Consider the following 15,581-nt stretch of genomic DNA (forward strand, 5'->3'; position numbering starts at 1 on the left):
AAAACCGGTCTTCGGCGGTTTCACTTCCGGGCCCGCGCTGCAACTCTTGTAGAGGACGGGGCGGGCTCCGGATTGGCAGTCCAGAGATCGATGTCAGAGAATCCGGGTTGCAGTTCCTGTGGTATATGGTATGCCAGCCACAAGACTGAGGTGGGCCTACGAGGTCACCGCCCGCGGGTTCAGGGAGCGACCATATGAATATCCATGAATATCAGGCCAAAGCGCTGCTGAACGAGTTCGGTGTCGCGATCTCCAAGGGCGTTCCGGTCCTGAAGGCCGCTGATGCGGACGCGGCGGCAAAGGCACTCCCGGGCCCGGTCTGGGTCGTGAAGAGCCAGATCCACGCCGGCGGCCGCGGCAAGGGCAAGTTCAAGGAAGCCTCGGCCGGCGACAAGGGCGGCGTCCGCATCGCCAAGTCGGCCGCGGAAGTTTCCGAATTCGCCAAGCAGATGCTCGGCGCCACGCTCGTCACCATCCAGACCGGCCCCGCCGGCAAGCAGGTCAACCGCCTCTACATCGAGGACGGCTCCGACATCGACAAGGAATTCTACCTCTCGATCCTGGTCGACCGCGAGACCTCTCGCGTCTCCTTCGTGGTGTCGACCGAGGGCGGCGTCAACATCGAGGACGTCGCGCACAACACGCCTGAGAAGATCGTGACCTTCTCGATCGATCCCGCGACCGGCATCATGGGCCATCACGGCCGCACCGTCGCGAACGCGCTGAAACTCTCCGGCGATCTCGCCAAGCAGGCCGAGAAGCTCACCGCGCAGCTCTACGCGGCCTTCGTCGCGAAGGACATGTCGATGCTGGAGATCAACCCGCTCGTCGTGACCAAGCAGGGCCAGCTCCGCGTGCTCGACGCCAAGGTGTCGTTCGACGACAACGCCCTGTTTCGTCACCCCGAGGTGCTCGCGCTGCGCGACGAGACCGAGGAAGACGCCAAGGAAATCGAGGCGTCCAAATACGACCTCAACTACGTCACCCTCGACGGCAATATCGGCTGCATGGTCAACGGCGCCGGTCTCGCGATGGCGACGATGGACATCATCAAGCTCTACGGCATGGCGCCGGCGAACTTCCTCGACGTCGGCGGCAGCGCCAGCAAGGAAAAGGTCGCGGCCGCCTTCAAGATCATCACCGCGGATCCCAACGTGAAGGGCATCCTGGTCAACATCTTCGGTGGCATCATGAAGTGCGACGTGATCGCCGAGGGCGTCACGGCCGCCGTTCGTGAAGTCGGCCTCAGCGTGCCGCTGGTGGTTCGCCTCGAAGGCACCAATGTCGAGCTGGGCAAGAAGATCATCCGTGAATCCGGCCTGAACGTGGTGCCGGCTGACAATCTCGACGACGCCGCGCAGAAGATCGTGAAGGCCGTCAAGGGAGGCTGAGGCCATGACCCAGGACCATCTCGCTGCATCATCCCCGCTGCCGGAGCACGCGCGTCTTGCCGCGTTCGCCGGTGAATGGAATGGCGAAGAGGTGGTCTTTCCGTCGCGGTGGACGGAGGGTGGAACGGCGACTTCTCGCGTCGTGGCCCACATGGATCTCAATGGCTTCTATCTGATCCAGGACTCGGTCCAGACCCGCGACGGCAAGCAGAGCTTCGCCACCCACGGCATCTTCACCTTCGACCGCGAAGACCGGACCTACAAATTGTTCTGGTACGATTCGCTCGGCTACACGCCGCCCTCGCCCGCCTCCGGCGGGTGGGTCGGCAAGACCCTGACGCTGGTGCGCGGCTCGCTCCGCGGCAATGCGCGCCACGTCTATGAAATCATCGACGACGATTCCTATTCGTTGAAGATCCAGTTCTCGCCGGACGCGGAAGGCTGGGCCGACGTGCTCACCGGCGTCTACCGCCGCATCCACTGACCTCTCACTCGTTAGTTTCGCGAAAGCAGACCTCATGTCCATCCTGATCGACAAGAACACCAAGGTCATCTGCCAGGGCTTTACCGGCAAGAACGGCACCTTCCATTCGGAGGCCGCGATTGCCTATGGCACCAAGATGGTCGGCGGCACCTCGCCCGGCAAAGGCGGCGCGACGCATCTGGGGCTGCCGGTGTTCGACACCGTGCGCGAGGCGCGTGAGAAGACCGGTGCCGATGCATCGGTGATCTATGTGCCGCCGCCGGGCGCGGCCGATGCGATCTGCGAAGCCATCGACGCCGAGATCCCGCTGATCGTCTGCATCACGGAAGGTATCCCGGTCATCGACATGGTCAGGGTGAAGCGTTCGCTGGCCGGCTCCAAGTCGCGCCTGATCGGGCCGAACTGCCCGGGCGTCATGACCGCCGGCGAGTGCAAGATCGGCATCATGCCAGCCAACATCTTCAAGACCGGCAGCGTCGGCATCGTCTCCCGCTCCGGCACGCTGACCTACGAAGCCGTGTTCCAGACCACCCAGGAAGGCCTCGGCCAGACCACCGCGGTCGGCATCGGCGGCGACCCGGTCAAGGGAACCGAGTTTATCGACGTGCTGGAAATGCTGCTCGGCGACCCCAAGACCGAGTCGATCATCATGATCGGCGAGATCGGCGGTTCCGCCGAGGAGGACGCCGCCCAGTTCCTCAAGGACGAGGCCAAGCGCGGCCGCAAGAAGCCGATGGTCGGTTTCATCGCCGGTGTCACGGCCCCTCCCGGCCGTCGCATGGGCCACGCCGGTGCGATCATTTCGGGCGGCAAGGGCGACGCCGGTTCCAAGACCGACGCGATGAAATCGGCTGGAATTACAGTGTCGCCATCTCCCGCGCGCCTCGGCCACACGCTTGCCGAAAAATTGAAAGCTTGATTCACACCTTCGCAATTTTCCGGGCGAAGTTTCGCAGCAAATAGGGTAAATGGTGCCTGTCGCGCTGGTCCTCTGCCGGGGAGCCCAGCGCCAGCGCCGTTTGTTATGCGCGAACCGAAATCGCCAGGAACTCAAGTATGTCTCGCCAAGACGCGAACGCAGCCTTTGCCCTCTCCTCCTTTTTGCAGGGCACCAACGCCACCTACATCGACGAAATCTACGCCCGCTACGAGAAGGACCCGTCCTCGGTGGATGCCGAGTGGCAGGACTTCTTCAAGAGCCTCAACGACCAGCCGGGTGACATCAGCAAGAACGCCCAAGGCCCGTCCTGGGAGCGCGCCAACTGGCCGCTGACCCCGCAGGATGATCTGACCTCCGCGCTCGACGGCAATTGGGCGGAAGTCGAGAAGACGGTCGGAGCCAAGATCGCGGCCAAGGCGCAGGCCAAGGCCGGCGATAAGAGCGGCGGCCTCTCCTCCGCCGACCTTCTCCAGGCCACCCGCGACTCGGTCCGGGCCCTGATGCTGATCCGGTCCTACCGCATGCGCGGTCACTTCCACGCCAAGCTCGATCCGCTCGGCATCGAAGCCCAGCGCAATCGCGAAGAGCTCGACCCGCGGACCTACGGCTTCAGCGAAGCCGATTTCGAACGCAAGATCTTCCTCGACCATGTGCTCGGTCTCGAATACGCCAGCTTGCGCGAAATCACCGCGATCTGCGAGCGCACCTACTGCCAGACGCTCGGCGTCGAGTTCATGCACATCACCAACGCGGCGCAGAAGGCGTGGATCCAGGAGCGGATCGAGGGGCCGGACAAGGAAATCTCGTTCACCCGCGAAGGTCGCCGTGCCATCCTGATGAAGTTGGTCGAAGCCGAAGGTTTCGAGAAATTCTGCGACACCAAGTTCACCGGCACCAAGCGCTTCGGCCTGGACGGTGCTGAATCGCTGATCCCCGCGCTCGAGCAGATCATCAAGCGCGGCGGCAATCTCGGCGTGAAGGAGGTCGTGCTGGGCATGCCGCATCGCGGCCGCCTCAACGTGCTGACCCAGGTGATGGGCAAGCCGCATCGCGCGCTGTTCCACGAGTTCAAGGGCGGTTCGGCCAATCCTGATGCGGTCGAAGGCTCGGGCGACGTCAAATATCACCTCGGCGCGTCCTCGGACCGCGAGTTCGACGGCAACCGCATCCATCTGTCGCTGACCGCCAACCCCTCGCATCTGGAGATCGTCGATCCCGTCGTGCTTGGAAAAGTCCGCGCCAAGCAGGACCAGCACGGCGATCCGCCGGATATGCGCATCTCGGTGATGCCGCTCCTGATGCACGGCGACGCCGCGTTCGCCGGCCAGGGCGTGGTCGCGGAATGTTTCGGCCTGTCGGACCTGAAGGGCTACCGCACCGGCGGCTCCGTGCACTTCATCGTCAACAACCAGATCGGCTTCACCACCTATCCGCGTTATTCCCGTTCGTCGCCTTACCCGTCCGACGTGGCGAAGATGATCGACGCGCCGATCTTCCACGTCAACGGCGACGATCCGGAAGCCGTCGTGTTCGCGGCCAAGGTCGCGACCGAGTTCCGCCAGAAATTCCACAAGCCCGTCGTCATCGACATGTTCTGCTACCGCAGGCATGGCCATAACGAGGGCGACGAGCCGGCTTTCACGCAGCCGGTGATGTACAAGAAGATCGCGGCCCATCCGTCGACGCTCGAGCTCTACGCCCGCCGCCTCATCAGCGAAGGCGTGCTGACCGAGGGCGAGGTCGAGAAGGCCAAGGCCGACTGGCGCGCGCGGCTCGATGCCGAGCTCGAAGCCGGCTCCGGCTACAAGCCCAACAAGGCCGACTGGCTCGACGGCAAATGGGCCGGCTTCAAGATCGCCGATCAGGAAGAAGATGCGCGGCGTGGCGTCACCGGCGTCGACATCGCCGCCCTGAAGGACATCGGTCGCAAGATCACCAAGGTGCCGGACGGTTTCCGCGTCCACCGCACGATCCAGCGCTTCCTAGAAAACCGCGCCAAGGCGATCGACGGCGGCACGGGCATCGACTGGGCGACCGGCGAAGCGCTGGCGTTCTGCACGCTGCTCAACGAGAACCACCATGTCCGCCTGTCCGGACAGGATTCGGAGCGCGGCACTTTCTCGCAGCGCCACTCGGTCCTGATCGATCAAGAAGACGAGAGCCGCTACACGCCGTTCAACCATCTCGGTCACGAGCAGGGCCATTACGAGGTCATCAACTCGCTGCTGTCGGAAGAAGCCGTGCTCGGCTTCGAATACGGCTATTCGCTCGCCGAGCCGAACACGCTCACCCTGTGGGAAGCGCAGTTCGGCGACTTCGCCAACGGCGCGCAGGTCGTGTTCGACCAGTTCATCTCCTCGGGTGAGCGCAAATGGCTGCGCATGTCCGGCCTCGTCTGCCTCCTGCCGCACGGCTATGAAGGCCAGGGACCGGAGCACTCCTCGGCGCGTCTGGAGCGCTATCTGCAGATGTGCGCGGAAGACAACATGCAGGTGGTCTATCCGACCACGCCGGCGAACTACTTCCACGTGCTGCGCCGGCAGCTTCATCGCGAGATCCGCAAGCCGCTGATCGTGATGACGCCGAAGTCCCTGCTGCGTCACAAGCGGGCGGTGTCGCGTCTCGAGGAGCTCGCGAAGGGAACGACCTTCCACCGCATCCTCTATGACGACGCCCAGATGCTGCCGAGCGAAGCGATCAAGCTCGTTCCCGACGAGAAGATCCGCCGCATCGTGCTCTGCTCGGGCAAGGTCTATTACGACCTCTACGAGGAGCGCGAGAAGCGCGGCATGGACGACATCTACCTGATGCGCGTCGAGCAACTGTATCCGGTGCCGCTCAAGGCGCTGGTGGCCGAACTGTCGCGCTTCAAGAAGGCCGAAGTGGTGTGGTGCCAGGAAGAGCCGCGCAACATGGGTGCCTGGCACTTCATCGAGCCCTATCTGGAATGGGTGCTGAACCAGGTGAACGGTGCGAGCCGGCGTCCGCGTTATGTCGGCCGCGCCGCCTCCGCCGCGACCGCCACGGGTCTGATGTCGAAGCATCAGGCGCAGCTGAAGGCGTTCCTGGACGAAGCATTGAGCTGAGAAGTTTTTACACCTCGTCATGCCCCGCCTTGTGCGCAATTGCGCACTGGGGCGGGGGATCCAGTATTCCGCGCCGCCCGTCTCTATCACGACTGTCACGGCGTACTGGATCGCCCGCATCCGCGGGCGCTGACATCTGCACCTATGTCCGCATTGGCGATCTCCTTAAGGAAAAGACCATGACTGAAATTCGTGTGCCGACCCTCGGCGAATCCGTCACCGAGGCCACCATCGGCCGCTGGTTCAAGAAGGCCGGCGATCCCGTTGCCGTCGACGAGCCCTTGGTGGAGCTCGAGACCGACAAGGTCACCATCGAAGTCCCGGCGCCCTCCGCCGGCACGCTGAGCGAGATCATCGCCGCCGATGGTGCCACCGTCGCCGTCGGCGCGCTGCTCGGCCAGATTACCGAAGGCGCCGCCGGCGCTGCCAAGCCGGCAGCTGCGCCCGCGAAGCCCGCGGCTGCCGCTCCTGCGGCCGCTGCTGCTCCCGCCGCGGCGAAGGCGCCACCGGCCGATGCGCCGCTCGCTCCCTCCGTGCGGAAGCTCTCGGCCGAGACCGGCGTCGACGCCTCGACCGTTCCCGGCTCCGGCAAGGACGGGCGCGTCACCAAGGGCGACATGCTCGCCGCGATCGAGCGTGCGGCCTCGGCGCCGACCCCCGTCAACCAGCCGGCCGCAGCGGTTCAGGTCCGCGCACCGTCGCCGGCCGATGACGCCGCCCGCGAAGAGCGCGTCAAGATGACCCGGCTGCGCCAGACCATCGCGCGCCGCCTCAAGGACGTGCAGAACACCGCCGCGATGCTCACGACCTTCAACGAGGTCGACATGACCAACGTCATGGCGCTGCGTGCTCACTACAAGGATGCGTTCGAGAAGAAGCATGGCTCGAAGCTCGGCTTCATGGGCTTCTTCACCAAGGCCGTCGTCCAGGGGTTGAAGGACATCCCGGCCGTCAACGCCGAGATCGACGGCACCGATCTGATCTACAAGAACTACTATCACATCGGCGTCGCCGTCGGCACCGACAAGGGCCTCGTCGTGCCCGTGGTGCGCGACTGCGACAACAAGTCGATCGCCGACATCGAGAAGGGCATCGCCGATTTCGGCCGCCGCGCCCGCGACGGCCAGCTCAAGATCGACGAGATGCAGGGCGGCACCTTCACCATCACCAATGGCGGCATCTACGGCTCGCTGATGTCGACCCCGATCCTGAATGCGCCGCAGTCCGGCATCCTCGGCATGCACAAGATCCAGGAGCGGCCGATGGTCGTCGGCGGCAAGATCGAGGTCCGCCCGATGATGTATCTGGCGCTGTCCTACGATCACCGCGTCATCGACGGCAAGGAAGCCGTGACCTTCCTGGTTCGCGTCAAGGAGAGCCTGGAAGATCCGGCGCGCCTGGTGCTCGATCTCTGATCGCTGATGCTCTGCGAGCGCCGTCGCCTTTCGCGACGGCGCCTGTCGAACTATGGAGGCGCGCGTGACGGATAAAGTCGTTGTCATCACCGGCGGCAGCCGCGGCATCGGCCGTGCGACCGCAATTGCCGCCGCGGCACGCGGCTTCCGGATCGTTGTCGGCTATGCCAGCAACAAGACGGCCGCCGATGAGGTGGTCGCCGAGATCGCGGCCAGCAACGGCAAGGCCATCGCGGTGAAATGCGACGTCGCCGAGGAAAGCGACATCCTGGCGCTGTTCAAGGCCGCGGACGCGTTCGGCACGCTCGGCGCGCTCGTCAACAATGGCGGTATTGTCGGGACCAGCGGCGTGCGCGTCGACGAGATGTCGGCCGAGCGCATCCAGCGTGTGATGGCGGTCAACGTCACCGGCTCCATCCTCTGCGCGCGCGAAGCCGTGAAGCGGATGTCGACCAGGCACGGCGGCCAGGGCGGCGTCATCGTCAATCTGTCGTCGGTTGCGGCCAAGCTCGGCGCGCCGAACACCTATGTCGACTATGCCGCGTCCAAGGGCGCGATCGATTCCTTCACCATCGGCCTCGGCTATGAGGTTGCCGGCGAGGGCATTCGCGTCGCGGGCATCCGCCCCGGCCTGATCGACACCGAAATCCACGCTGCCGGCGGTGAGCCCGACCGCGCCCATCGCCTGGCCCATATGGTGCCGATGAAGCGCGTCGGTACGGCCGATGAAGTCGCCAATGCCATCGTCTGGCTGATGTCGGACGATGCCTCCTACGTTACCTCAGCCATTCTCGATGTGTCCGGCGGACGCTGACGCGCCGCGCGGACGCTGACACATCCTTCAACGCTAAACTTACGGGACTTTCTCTCATGGCTACCTACGATCTCGTCGTCATCGGCACCGGACCGGGCGGTTATGTCTGCGCGGTGCGTGCAGCGCAGCTCGGCATGAAAGTCGCCGTGGTGGAAAAGAACGCGACGCTCGGCGGCACCTGCCTCAATGTCGGCTGCATGCCGTCGAAGGCGCTGCTGCATGCCTCCGAAATGTTCGAGGAGGCCGGGCATTCCTTCGCCAAGATGGGCGTCAGCGTCTCCGCGCCGAAGCTCGATTTACCTGCGATGATGAACTTCAAGCAGCAGGGCATCGACGGCAACGTCAAGGGCGTCGAGTTCCTGATGAAGAAGAACAAGATCGACGTGCTCAAGGGCGCCGGCAAGATTCTCGGCACGGGCAAGGTCGAAGTCTCCGCCGACGGCAAGTCGCAGGTCATCGAAACCAAGAGCATCGTGATCGCCACCGGCTCGGACATCGCGCGTCTCAAGGGCATCGAGATCGACGAGACGCGCATCGTGTCGTCGACCGGCGCGCTGTCGCTGGACAAGGTCCCCGGCAAGCTCTTGATCGTCGGCGCCGGCGTGATCGGGCTCGAGCTCGGCTCGGTCTGGCACCGTCTCGGCGCCGAAGTCGTCGTGGTCGAATTCCTTGACCGCATTCTGCCCGGAATGGACGGCGAGATCGCCAAGCAATTCCAGCGCATCCTGGAGAAGCAGGGCTTTGCCTTCAAGCTCAGTGCCAAGGTCACGGGCGTGGACACCTCCGGCAAGACGCTGAAGGCGACGATCGAGCCCGCCGCGGGGGGCGCTGCCGAGACGCTGGAGGCCGACGTCGTTCTCGTCTGTATCGGCCGTGTGCCGTACACGGAGGGGCTCGGCCTGAAGGAAGCCGGTGTTGCACTCGACAATCGCGGCCGCGTGCAGATCGACCCGCATTTCGCCACCAGCGTGAAGGGCGTCTATGCCATCGGCGACGTCGTCGCGGGCCCGATGCTCGCGCACAAGGCCGAGGATGAAGGCGTCGCGGTTGCCGAGATCATCGCCGGGCAGGCCGGCCACGTGAACTACGATGTTATCCCAGGCGTCGTGTATACCACGCCGGAAGTATCCTCCGTCGGCAAGACCGAGGAGGAGCTGAAGCAGGCGGGCGTGGCTTATACGGTCGGAAAGTTTCCCTTTACCGCCAACGGGCGCTCCAAGGTCAACCAGACCACCGACGGCTTTGTGAAGATTCTCGCAGATGCGAAGACCGATCGCGTGCTCGGCGTGCACATTATCGGCCGCGAAGCCGGCGAAATGATCCATGAGGCAGCCGTTCTCATGGAGTTTGGCGGCAGCGCGGAGGATCTCGCGCGCACGTGCCACGCGCACCCGACCCGCTCGGAGGCCATCAAGGAAGCCGCGCTTGCAGTCGGCAAGCGGGCCATCCATATGTAGGTCGCGCCCAGCGCCGAATCGGGCGGGAAACACATGCTACGCCGCCTGCTTCAACCGGTCTGGGTCCTGCTTGCGATCATCTTCCTGATCGAAGCCTGGCTGTGGGACCATCTCGAACCGATCGTCGCGCGGGTTGTCGCAATCGTCCCGCTTGCGCGGTTCAAGCAATGGCTGTCGGACCGCGTCGATGCGCTGTCGCCGGCGATGACGCTGATCGTGTTCGCTGTACCGATCGTCCCGCTGTTTCCGCTCAAGCTGGTTGGCCTGTGGCTGCTCACGCACGAATACTGGACCAGCGCGGTCTTCACCATCGTGTTCGCAAAGCTGCTCGGGGTCGGCGTCACCGCCTTCGTGTTCGACGTGACGCGCGACAAGCTGATGGAGATGGCGTGGTTCGAGCGGCTCTATGATCTGGTGCTGAAGCTGCGTGCCAAGGCCGCCGAGCTGGTCGATCCGATCAAGCGACGCATCAAGGAGCTGATCGCCGGCAACGGCGAAGGCTGGTCCTCCCGCACGCTCCGCCTGATCCAGCGCTTTCGCAAGAGCGTGCACGAAGCGCGTTGAGCGTCGCCACTTGTTCAGTGTCATTGCCCGCGAAGGCGGGCGATCCAGTATTCCAGAGACAGTGAGGCTAGAATCGAGAGGCCGCGGCGTACTGGATGCCCCGCCTTCGCGGAGCATGACAGCGGAGTATGTAGCGTCAACGCCTCAATGCAGATGCAGCAGATGCGGCGACCATGCGCCGAGCATGGTCATCCCAAGTCCGGCAAGCGACAGCAGGCCCGCGATCCAGGCGAGCGGCAGCATGCCGGTGATGATGGTGGCTGAGGCCAGCACGATGCCGATCTGGAAGGCGGCGGACGCCAGCTCGAAGTGATGATATTTCGCAGTCGCCTCGTCGCGCTCATGCTCGGCGTGCTTGGCCTTTTCGGCCAGCTGCTCGGTGCCTTCGCCGGTCTCCGGCTCGGAGCGGTAGCGCTGCGCGGTCTTCTGCCAGTCCTCGATCTGCTTCTGCACGGCCACCTTGTTGGCCTCGTCGCTCGCCGCGCCGAGGATGAGCTTGCCCTGGTCGGCCATGGTCTGCACCACGGTGCGGCGGATGCTCTTGGCCTGGAAGAACGCCCAGAGGTTGGAGGCCTCGACGTTCTTGCTGATCGATTCGGTCTGGGCGCCCTTGCCGAGCGTCTCGGAGATCGCCAGGAACAGCGCCAGAACCGCGATCAGGAGCGCGATCTTCTTGTTCGAGCCGGACGCGTGTTCGGCGTGCTCGGCATGCTCCATGCTTTCATGTGCGCTCATAAATCCCTCCTGCCTGTTTACCAACGATTGACCGAACTGCGCGACGGGCGCAAGTGGCAAGCCGCGATGGCCGTTGCAATTAAGGGTTTCGCGTCGGGGCTGATCTAGTCCTGTCCCATGACCACAGCGGAATTCATCGCAGCCTGCGTCTGGCCTTCCATCCTCGTCTCCGCGTTTGCGCTGCTGAAGGCCCGCAACACCGCGGCCTTTCCGTTCGTCGGCAAGATTGTCCTCGCGCTTGGCCTGACCTACATCGGCCTGTTGCGGTTTTATGACAAGAGCTCGATCATCGCAGTCAACGACGTCCATGTCGGCCTCGTTGTTCTGGGCCTGATTATCGTCGGCTCGCAGCTGCGACAACCTCCGCTGTACGGCTCATGGCGTGACCAGGCGAAGGCGTTCGCCTCGATGATCCTGATCGTGCTGCTCGGCAGCGGTCTTGCATGGTATGCCGGACGAATGCTGTTTCTCGATCACCTGACGTCCCGCCTTGTGATCGAAGGCCGTGTCGATCGTGCGTGGAGGTCAGGTAGCCGCCGCAAAGCGGACTATCTCGTTCGCATCGCGGGCCAACCGGTGAAGGTCACGGCGCCGCTGTACGAGCGGCTGGAGACGTTCAGGCCGATGGTCCGCGTCGAGGTCGGGCGCGGCTCGAACTACGTCTACGATATCGAGTATCTCGCCAACTGAGCCGCTATCGGCGCGGATGCGCGCTGGCATAGACTTCCAGCAGCCGCTCGGCATCGATGCCGGTATAGATCTGCGTGGTCGAGAGCGAGGCATGGCCGAGCAATTCCTGGATCGCGCGCAAATCGCCGCCGCGTGACAACAGGTGCGTGGCGAAGGAATGCCGGAGGGCGTGCGGCGTGGCGCTGTCGGGCAGGCCGAGCGCGCCGCGCAGCCGCTCCATCGCGAGCTGGATGATGCGCGGGCTCAAGGGCCCGCCGCGTGCGCCGACGAAGATCGGCCCCTCCGCCGGCAGCGGATACGGGCACATGGAAGCGTATTCTTGCACCAGTGCGAGCACGTTCTGGAGCACCGGCACCATGCGGGTCTTGTTGCCTTTGCCCGTCACGATCAGCACGTCGCCTTCACCGGGACGCGGGACCTCGCGGCGCGTCAGCCCCAGCGCTTCGGAGATGCGCAGGCCCGAGCCGTAGAGGAGAGCCATCACGGCGGCGTCGCGCGCAAGAATCCAGGTCTCGCGGTCCTCGCCGGCGCGCTCGTCGGCGTCCGCAAGACGTTTGGCCGACGCCATCGGCAGCGGCTTGGGCAGGCTCTTTGCGACTTTCGGCGCGCGGATCGCCGAGAGCGCCCCGACCTTGCCCTTGCCTTCGCGCTCGAGGAAGCGGCCGAACGAGCGCAGGCCCGCGAGCGCGCGCATCAGCGAGCGGCCGGCAATATCGTCGGCGCGGCGCATCGCCATGAAGGCTCTGATATCGGTGGCCTCCAGCGCGCCGAAACGCTTTAGCGTCACTCGCTCGCCCCAATGGCCGCAGAGGAAATTCAGGCATTGCCGCAAATCGCGGGCATAGGCTTCCAGCGTCTTCGGCGACAGCCGCCGCTCCGCGCCGAGATGCGACAGCCAGCGCGTCATCTCCTGCGCGATATCAGGATCGGCGCTGGCGAGGTCGATTTGTGGGGCGGCCGCTTTGCTCATGCGCTCTGGACGTGGTGATTCCACTCAGTATATCGCATCACACTCGTTTATCGTTCGCTAAGGCCGCCTCAGGGCGCTAGCCTTGAAGCCCTCGGGTTCCGATTCCCCTCCATGGATCACACGTCGCGCAGCAACGCCGTCTCCGCCAACGCGACCCGCATGGTCGACGTGCTGGTGCCGGTCGCGCTCGACCAGACCTATTCCTACAAGGTGCCGCGCGGGATGGAGCTGAAGGCGGGCGACATTATTGGCGTGCCGCTCGGCCCGCGCGAGGTGCTCGCGGTGGTCTGGGCCGAAAACGCCAATCCTGATCCGCGCCTGCACAACCGCCTTAAGGAGGTCAGCGAAAAGCTCGACATCCCGCCGCTGAAGCCCGAGCTGCGTGCGGTCGTGGACTGGATCGCCAATTACACGTTGAGCCCGCGCGGCATGGTGCTGCGCATGTGCCTGCGGATGGGCGACAACCTCGGCCCCGAGCGGGTGCGCGCCGGCGTGCGCCTGGTCGGCGATCCGCCAAAACGTCTGACGCCGGCGCGGCAGCGCCTGATCGAGGTGCTGTCGGACCGGCTGCTGCACGGCAAGTCCGAGGCGGCCAGAGAGGCCGGGGTTTCGGCCGGCGTGATCGACGGCCTCGTCGACGAAGGAACGCTCTCGGTCGAGCCGATGCCCCCGCCGCCGCCGCCGCCGGCCCCAGATCCGGATTTCAGCCGGCCGGATTTTTCGCCGCTTCAGCGCGCCGGGGTCGATGCCATGCGCGCACTCGCCGCCAACGGCAGCTTTCACGTCGCGCTGCTCGACGGTGTCACCGGCTCGGGCAAGACCGAGGTTTACTTCGAAGCCGTCGCCGAGGCGATCCGCCGCGGAAAACAGTCGCTCATCCTGATGCCGGAGATCGCGCTCACCGGCCAGTTCCTCGATCGCTTCGCGCAGCGCTTTGGCGTGCGCCCTCTGGAATGGCATTCCGAACTGACGCCGCGCACCCGCGCGCGCAATTGGGCGGCGATCTCCGAGGGCAGCGCGCCGGTTGTGGTCGGCGCGCGCTCAGCGCTCTTTCTGCCCTACGCCAATCTCGGCCTCATCGTGGTCGATGAAGAGCACGACCAAGCCTACAAGCAGGACGAGGGCGTGCATTATCACGCCCGTGACATGGCGGTGGTGCGCGCGCATATCGCAAAGGTTCCGATCGTGCTGGCGTCGGCGACGCCGTCGGTCGAATCCGAGGTCAATGCGCGCAAGAACCGCTATCAGCGCATCGCTCTGCCGTCGCGCTTCGGCGGCCAGCACATGCCACATATCGAGGCCATTGACATGCGCCGCGAGCCGCCGGCGCGCGGCCGCTTCATCTCGCCGCGGCTGGCGTCCGAGATCAGGACCGCGATCGAGCGGCGCGAGCAGGCGCTACTGTTCCTCAATCGCCGCGGTTATGCACCGTTGACGCTGTGCCGCGCCTGCGGCCATCGCTTCGCCTGCACCATCTGCGATGCCTGGCTGGTCGATCACCGCTTCCGCCAGCGCCTCGTCTGTCACCATTGCGGCTTCTCGATGCCGCGCCCGCAAACCTGTCCGCATTGCGCGGCGGAGGAATCGCTGGTCGCGGTCGGGCCCGGCGTCGAGCGCTTGCAGGAGGAGGCGGCGGCGCTCTTCCCGGAGGCGCGCACCATGGTGCTGTCGAGCGATCTCATCACCTCGATCGAGACGATGCGCTCCGAGCTGAATGACATCGCGGAGGGCCGCGTCGACGTCATCATCGGCACCCAGCTCGTCGCCAAGGGCCACAATTTCCCGCGGCTCAATCTGGTCGGCGTGGTCGATGCGGATCTCGGCCTGTCCAATGGCGATCCGCGCGCCTCGGAACGCACCTGGCAATTGCTCAACCAGGTGATCGGCCGCGCCGGCCGCGAGCAGGGCCGCGGCGTCGGCTATCTCCAGACCCATCAGCCCGATCATCCGGTGATGAAGGCGCTGATCGCCTGCGACCGCGAAGCATTCTACGACAGCGAGATCGATTTGCGCGAACGCACGCTCTATCCGCCGTTCGGGCGGCTCGCGAGCCTGATCATTTCCGCCGGCGACCGGCCGAGCGCCGAAGGCTTTGGCCGCCACCTCGTCGCGCTCGCGCCGCGCGACGAGCGCGTGGTGGTGCTGGGCCCGGCGGAAGCCCCGCTCGCGGTCATCAAGGGCCGTTACCGCTTCCGCATTCTGGTGAAATCCGCGCGCGGCTTCGACCTGTCGGATTATTTGCGCAACTGGCTTGCCGTATGCCCGAAGCCGAAGGGCAATCAAAAGCTCGAAGTCGACGTCGATCCGCAGAGCTTTTTGTAGGCCCCCCGCTCTCTCCCCGTCATTGCGCTCCTCGCAATGACGGCGGAGGAACAAACAAAAAGCCCGCCGTCCCCCAAGACGGCGGGCTTGTTTCACGCGTCGCGCGTCTTAGGAGACGACTTCCGCGGTGACGCGGCCGACGCCGGCGCCGGTGAGGCCGATGGCACGGGCAGCGCCCGTGGAGAGGTCGAGGACACGGCCGCGGATAAACGGGCCACGGTCGTTGATGGTGACGATGACGCTCGAGCCGCCATGGGTGACACGCAGCTTGGTGCCGAACGGCAGTGAACGGTGCGCCGCGGTCATGGCGTTCTGGTTGAAGCGCTGGCCCGAGGCGGTCCTGCTGCCGGACTCGTTCCCGTAAAAGGAAGCCATGCCGGAGAAGGAACGTCCGGTGCCCTGCGACGGCGTCATCGATGCATTGGCGTTACGCCAATCGGAGGTCGTGTTGGCATCGGTCTGGGCGTGGTGGCGGTGATGATGGTGGGAATAGCGATGGTGATGGCGGGATTTGGCGGAAGCTTCGGTGGCAGTTCCCCCGATGAGAAGAGTTGCGGCAACGAAGGCGATCGCCGTACGCGGCCGGGTCACTGAGCCCAGCGTCTTCAAACAAAGCATATATTGGTCCCTAACTAGTATTGCCACATATGTGGCAAGTGGAGCCCCCGTAAGTTTGCGAGCGGGATCGCGTTTCGATTCCTAATGAGGCATGA

13 protein-coding genes are annotated in these 15,581 nt (G+C 64.8%); 10 read left to right on the top strand and 3 right to left on the bottom strand.

The genetic code is table 11. The annotated features are described in order from the left end of the window. The first annotated feature begins 194 nt into the window (after window positions 1-194). From sucC to RX329_RS01925, 8 genes are all read left to right on the top strand, one after another. Window positions 195-1,391 carry an ADP-forming succinate--CoA ligase subunit beta gene (sucC, locus tag RX329_RS01890; RefSeq protein ID WP_027566399.1) on the top strand — a complete coding sequence of 399 codons (1,197 nt, stop codon included), beginning with the start codon at window positions 195-197 and terminating at the stop codon, window positions 1,389-1,391. A gap of 4 nt (window positions 1,392-1,395) precedes the next feature. Beyond that, window positions 1,396-1,875 carry a DUF1579 family protein gene (locus RX329_RS01895; RefSeq protein ID WP_007604324.1) on the top strand — a complete coding sequence of 160 codons (480 nt, stop codon included), beginning with the start codon at window positions 1,396-1,398 and terminating at the stop codon, window positions 1,873-1,875. Window positions 1,876-1,909: 34 nt separating this feature from the next. Beyond that, the gene (sucD, locus tag RX329_RS01900) at window positions 1,910-2,794 is read left to right on the top strand and encodes a succinate--CoA ligase subunit alpha (protein ID WP_007604325.1); all 885 of its coding nucleotides are present in this window, start codon (window positions 1,910-1,912) and stop codon (window positions 2,792-2,794) included. Window positions 2,795-2,931: 137 nt separating this feature from the next. Beyond that, entirely contained in the window at window positions 2,932-5,901 is a 2,970-nt protein-coding gene (locus RX329_RS01905) for a 2-oxoglutarate dehydrogenase E1 component (RefSeq protein WP_085348693.1), read from the top strand. 179 nt (window positions 5,902-6,080) lie between these two features. Continuing rightward, the gene (odhB, locus tag RX329_RS01910; protein WP_026233886.1) at window positions 6,081-7,316 is read left to right on the top strand and encodes a 2-oxoglutarate dehydrogenase complex dihydrolipoyllysine-residue succinyltransferase; all 1,236 of its coding nucleotides are present in this window, start codon (window positions 6,081-6,083) and stop codon (window positions 7,314-7,316) included. A gap of 52 nt (window positions 7,317-7,368) precedes the next feature. Beyond that, on the top strand, window positions 7,369-8,130 hold the full coding sequence (locus tag RX329_RS01915; protein ID WP_018459834.1) for an SDR family oxidoreductase: 762 nt from the start codon (window positions 7,369-7,371) through the stop codon (window positions 8,128-8,130). Between the two features lie 56 nt (window positions 8,131-8,186). Continuing rightward, window positions 8,187-9,587 carry a dihydrolipoyl dehydrogenase gene (lpdA, locus tag RX329_RS01920; RefSeq protein WP_085358293.1) on the top strand — a complete coding sequence of 467 codons (1,401 nt, stop codon included), beginning with the start codon at window positions 8,187-8,189 and terminating at the stop codon, window positions 9,585-9,587. A 33-nt stretch (window positions 9,588-9,620) separates the two neighbouring features. Beyond that, window positions 9,621-10,151 (top strand): hypothetical protein, encoded by a 531-nt coding sequence (locus RX329_RS01925; protein ID WP_085348691.1) that lies wholly within the window; start codon window positions 9,621-9,623, stop codon window positions 10,149-10,151. Window positions 10,152-10,295: 144 nt separating this feature from the next. On the opposite strand, the gene RX329_RS01930 is transcribed toward RX329_RS01925, so the two are convergent. Then, the gene (locus tag RX329_RS01930) at window positions 10,296-10,886 is read right to left on the bottom strand and encodes a DUF4337 domain-containing protein (RefSeq protein WP_026233888.1); all 591 of its coding nucleotides are present in this window, start codon (window positions 10,884-10,886) and stop codon (window positions 10,296-10,298) included. Between the two features lie 117 nt (window positions 10,887-11,003). Between RX329_RS01930 and RX329_RS01935 the strand changes: the two genes are divergently transcribed. Continuing rightward, a complete protein-coding gene (locus RX329_RS01935; RefSeq protein WP_085358291.1) occupies window positions 11,004-11,576 on the top strand; it encodes a hypothetical protein in 573 nt (190 codons plus the stop codon). Window positions 11,577-11,580: 4 nt separating this feature from the next. Here the strand turns inward: RX329_RS01935 and RX329_RS01940 are convergent, their stop codons facing one another. Beyond that, the gene (locus tag RX329_RS01940; RefSeq protein ID WP_085383877.1) at window positions 11,581-12,546 is read right to left on the bottom strand and encodes a tyrosine recombinase XerC; all 966 of its coding nucleotides are present in this window, start codon (window positions 12,544-12,546) and stop codon (window positions 11,581-11,583) included. Window positions 12,547-12,657: 111 nt separating this feature from the next. Between RX329_RS01940 and RX329_RS01945 the strand changes: the two genes are divergently transcribed. Continuing rightward, on the top strand, window positions 12,658-14,868 hold the full coding sequence (locus RX329_RS01945) for a primosomal protein N' (RefSeq protein ID WP_085358289.1): 2,211 nt from the start codon (window positions 12,658-12,660) through the stop codon (window positions 14,866-14,868). Window positions 14,869-14,976: 108 nt separating this feature from the next. On the opposite strand, the gene RX329_RS01950 is transcribed toward RX329_RS01945, so the two are convergent. Further along, a complete protein-coding gene (locus RX329_RS01950; protein ID WP_085348687.1) occupies window positions 14,977-15,486 on the bottom strand; it encodes a septal ring lytic transglycosylase RlpA family protein in 510 nt (169 codons plus the stop codon). Between the last annotated feature and the right edge of the window lie 95 nt (window positions 15,487-15,581).

Origin of the sequence: Bradyrhizobium sp. BWC-3-1, assembly GCF_032917965.1 — a bacterium.
GTDB classification, from domain to species: domain Bacteria; phylum Pseudomonadota; class Alphaproteobacteria; order Rhizobiales; family Xanthobacteraceae; genus Bradyrhizobium; species Bradyrhizobium canariense_D.

Excerpts from the sequence above, each read along its gene's own strand:
- sucC (WP_027566399.1), top strand. The coding sequence starts at position 195 with ATGAATATCCATGAATATCAGGCCAAAGCGCTGCTGAACGAGTTCGGT.
- RX329_RS01895 (WP_007604324.1), top strand. The coding sequence starts at position 1,396 with ATGACCCAGGACCATCTCGCTGCATCATCCCCGCTGCCGGAGCACGCG.
- sucD (WP_007604325.1), top strand. The coding sequence starts at position 1,910 with ATGTCCATCCTGATCGACAAGAACACCAAGGTCATCTGCCAGGGCTTT.
- RX329_RS01905 (WP_085348693.1), top strand. The coding sequence starts at position 2,932 with ATGTCTCGCCAAGACGCGAACGCAGCCTTTGCCCTCTCCTCCTTTTTG.
- odhB (WP_026233886.1), top strand. The coding sequence starts at position 6,081 with ATGACTGAAATTCGTGTGCCGACCCTCGGCGAATCCGTCACCGAGGCC.
- RX329_RS01915 (WP_018459834.1), top strand. The coding sequence starts at position 7,369 with ATGGAGGCGCGCGTGACGGATAAAGTCGTTGTCATCACCGGCGGCAGC.
- lpdA (WP_085358293.1), top strand. The coding sequence starts at position 8,187 with ATGGCTACCTACGATCTCGTCGTCATCGGCACCGGACCGGGCGGTTAT.
- RX329_RS01925 (WP_085348691.1), top strand. The coding sequence starts at position 9,621 with ATGCTACGCCGCCTGCTTCAACCGGTCTGGGTCCTGCTTGCGATCATC.
- RX329_RS01930 (WP_026233888.1), bottom strand. The coding sequence starts at position 10,886 with ATGAGCGCACATGAAAGCATGGAGCATGCCGAGCACGCCGAACACGCG.
- RX329_RS01935 (WP_085358291.1), top strand. The coding sequence starts at position 11,004 with ATGACCACAGCGGAATTCATCGCAGCCTGCGTCTGGCCTTCCATCCTC.
- RX329_RS01940 (WP_085383877.1), bottom strand. The coding sequence starts at position 12,546 with ATGAGCAAAGCGGCCGCCCCACAAATCGACCTCGCCAGCGCCGATCCT.
- RX329_RS01945 (WP_085358289.1), top strand. The coding sequence starts at position 12,658 with ATGGATCACACGTCGCGCAGCAACGCCGTCTCCGCCAACGCGACCCGC.
- RX329_RS01950 (WP_085348687.1), bottom strand. The coding sequence starts at position 15,486 with ATGCTTTGTTTGAAGACGCTGGGCTCAGTGACCCGGCCGCGTACGGCG.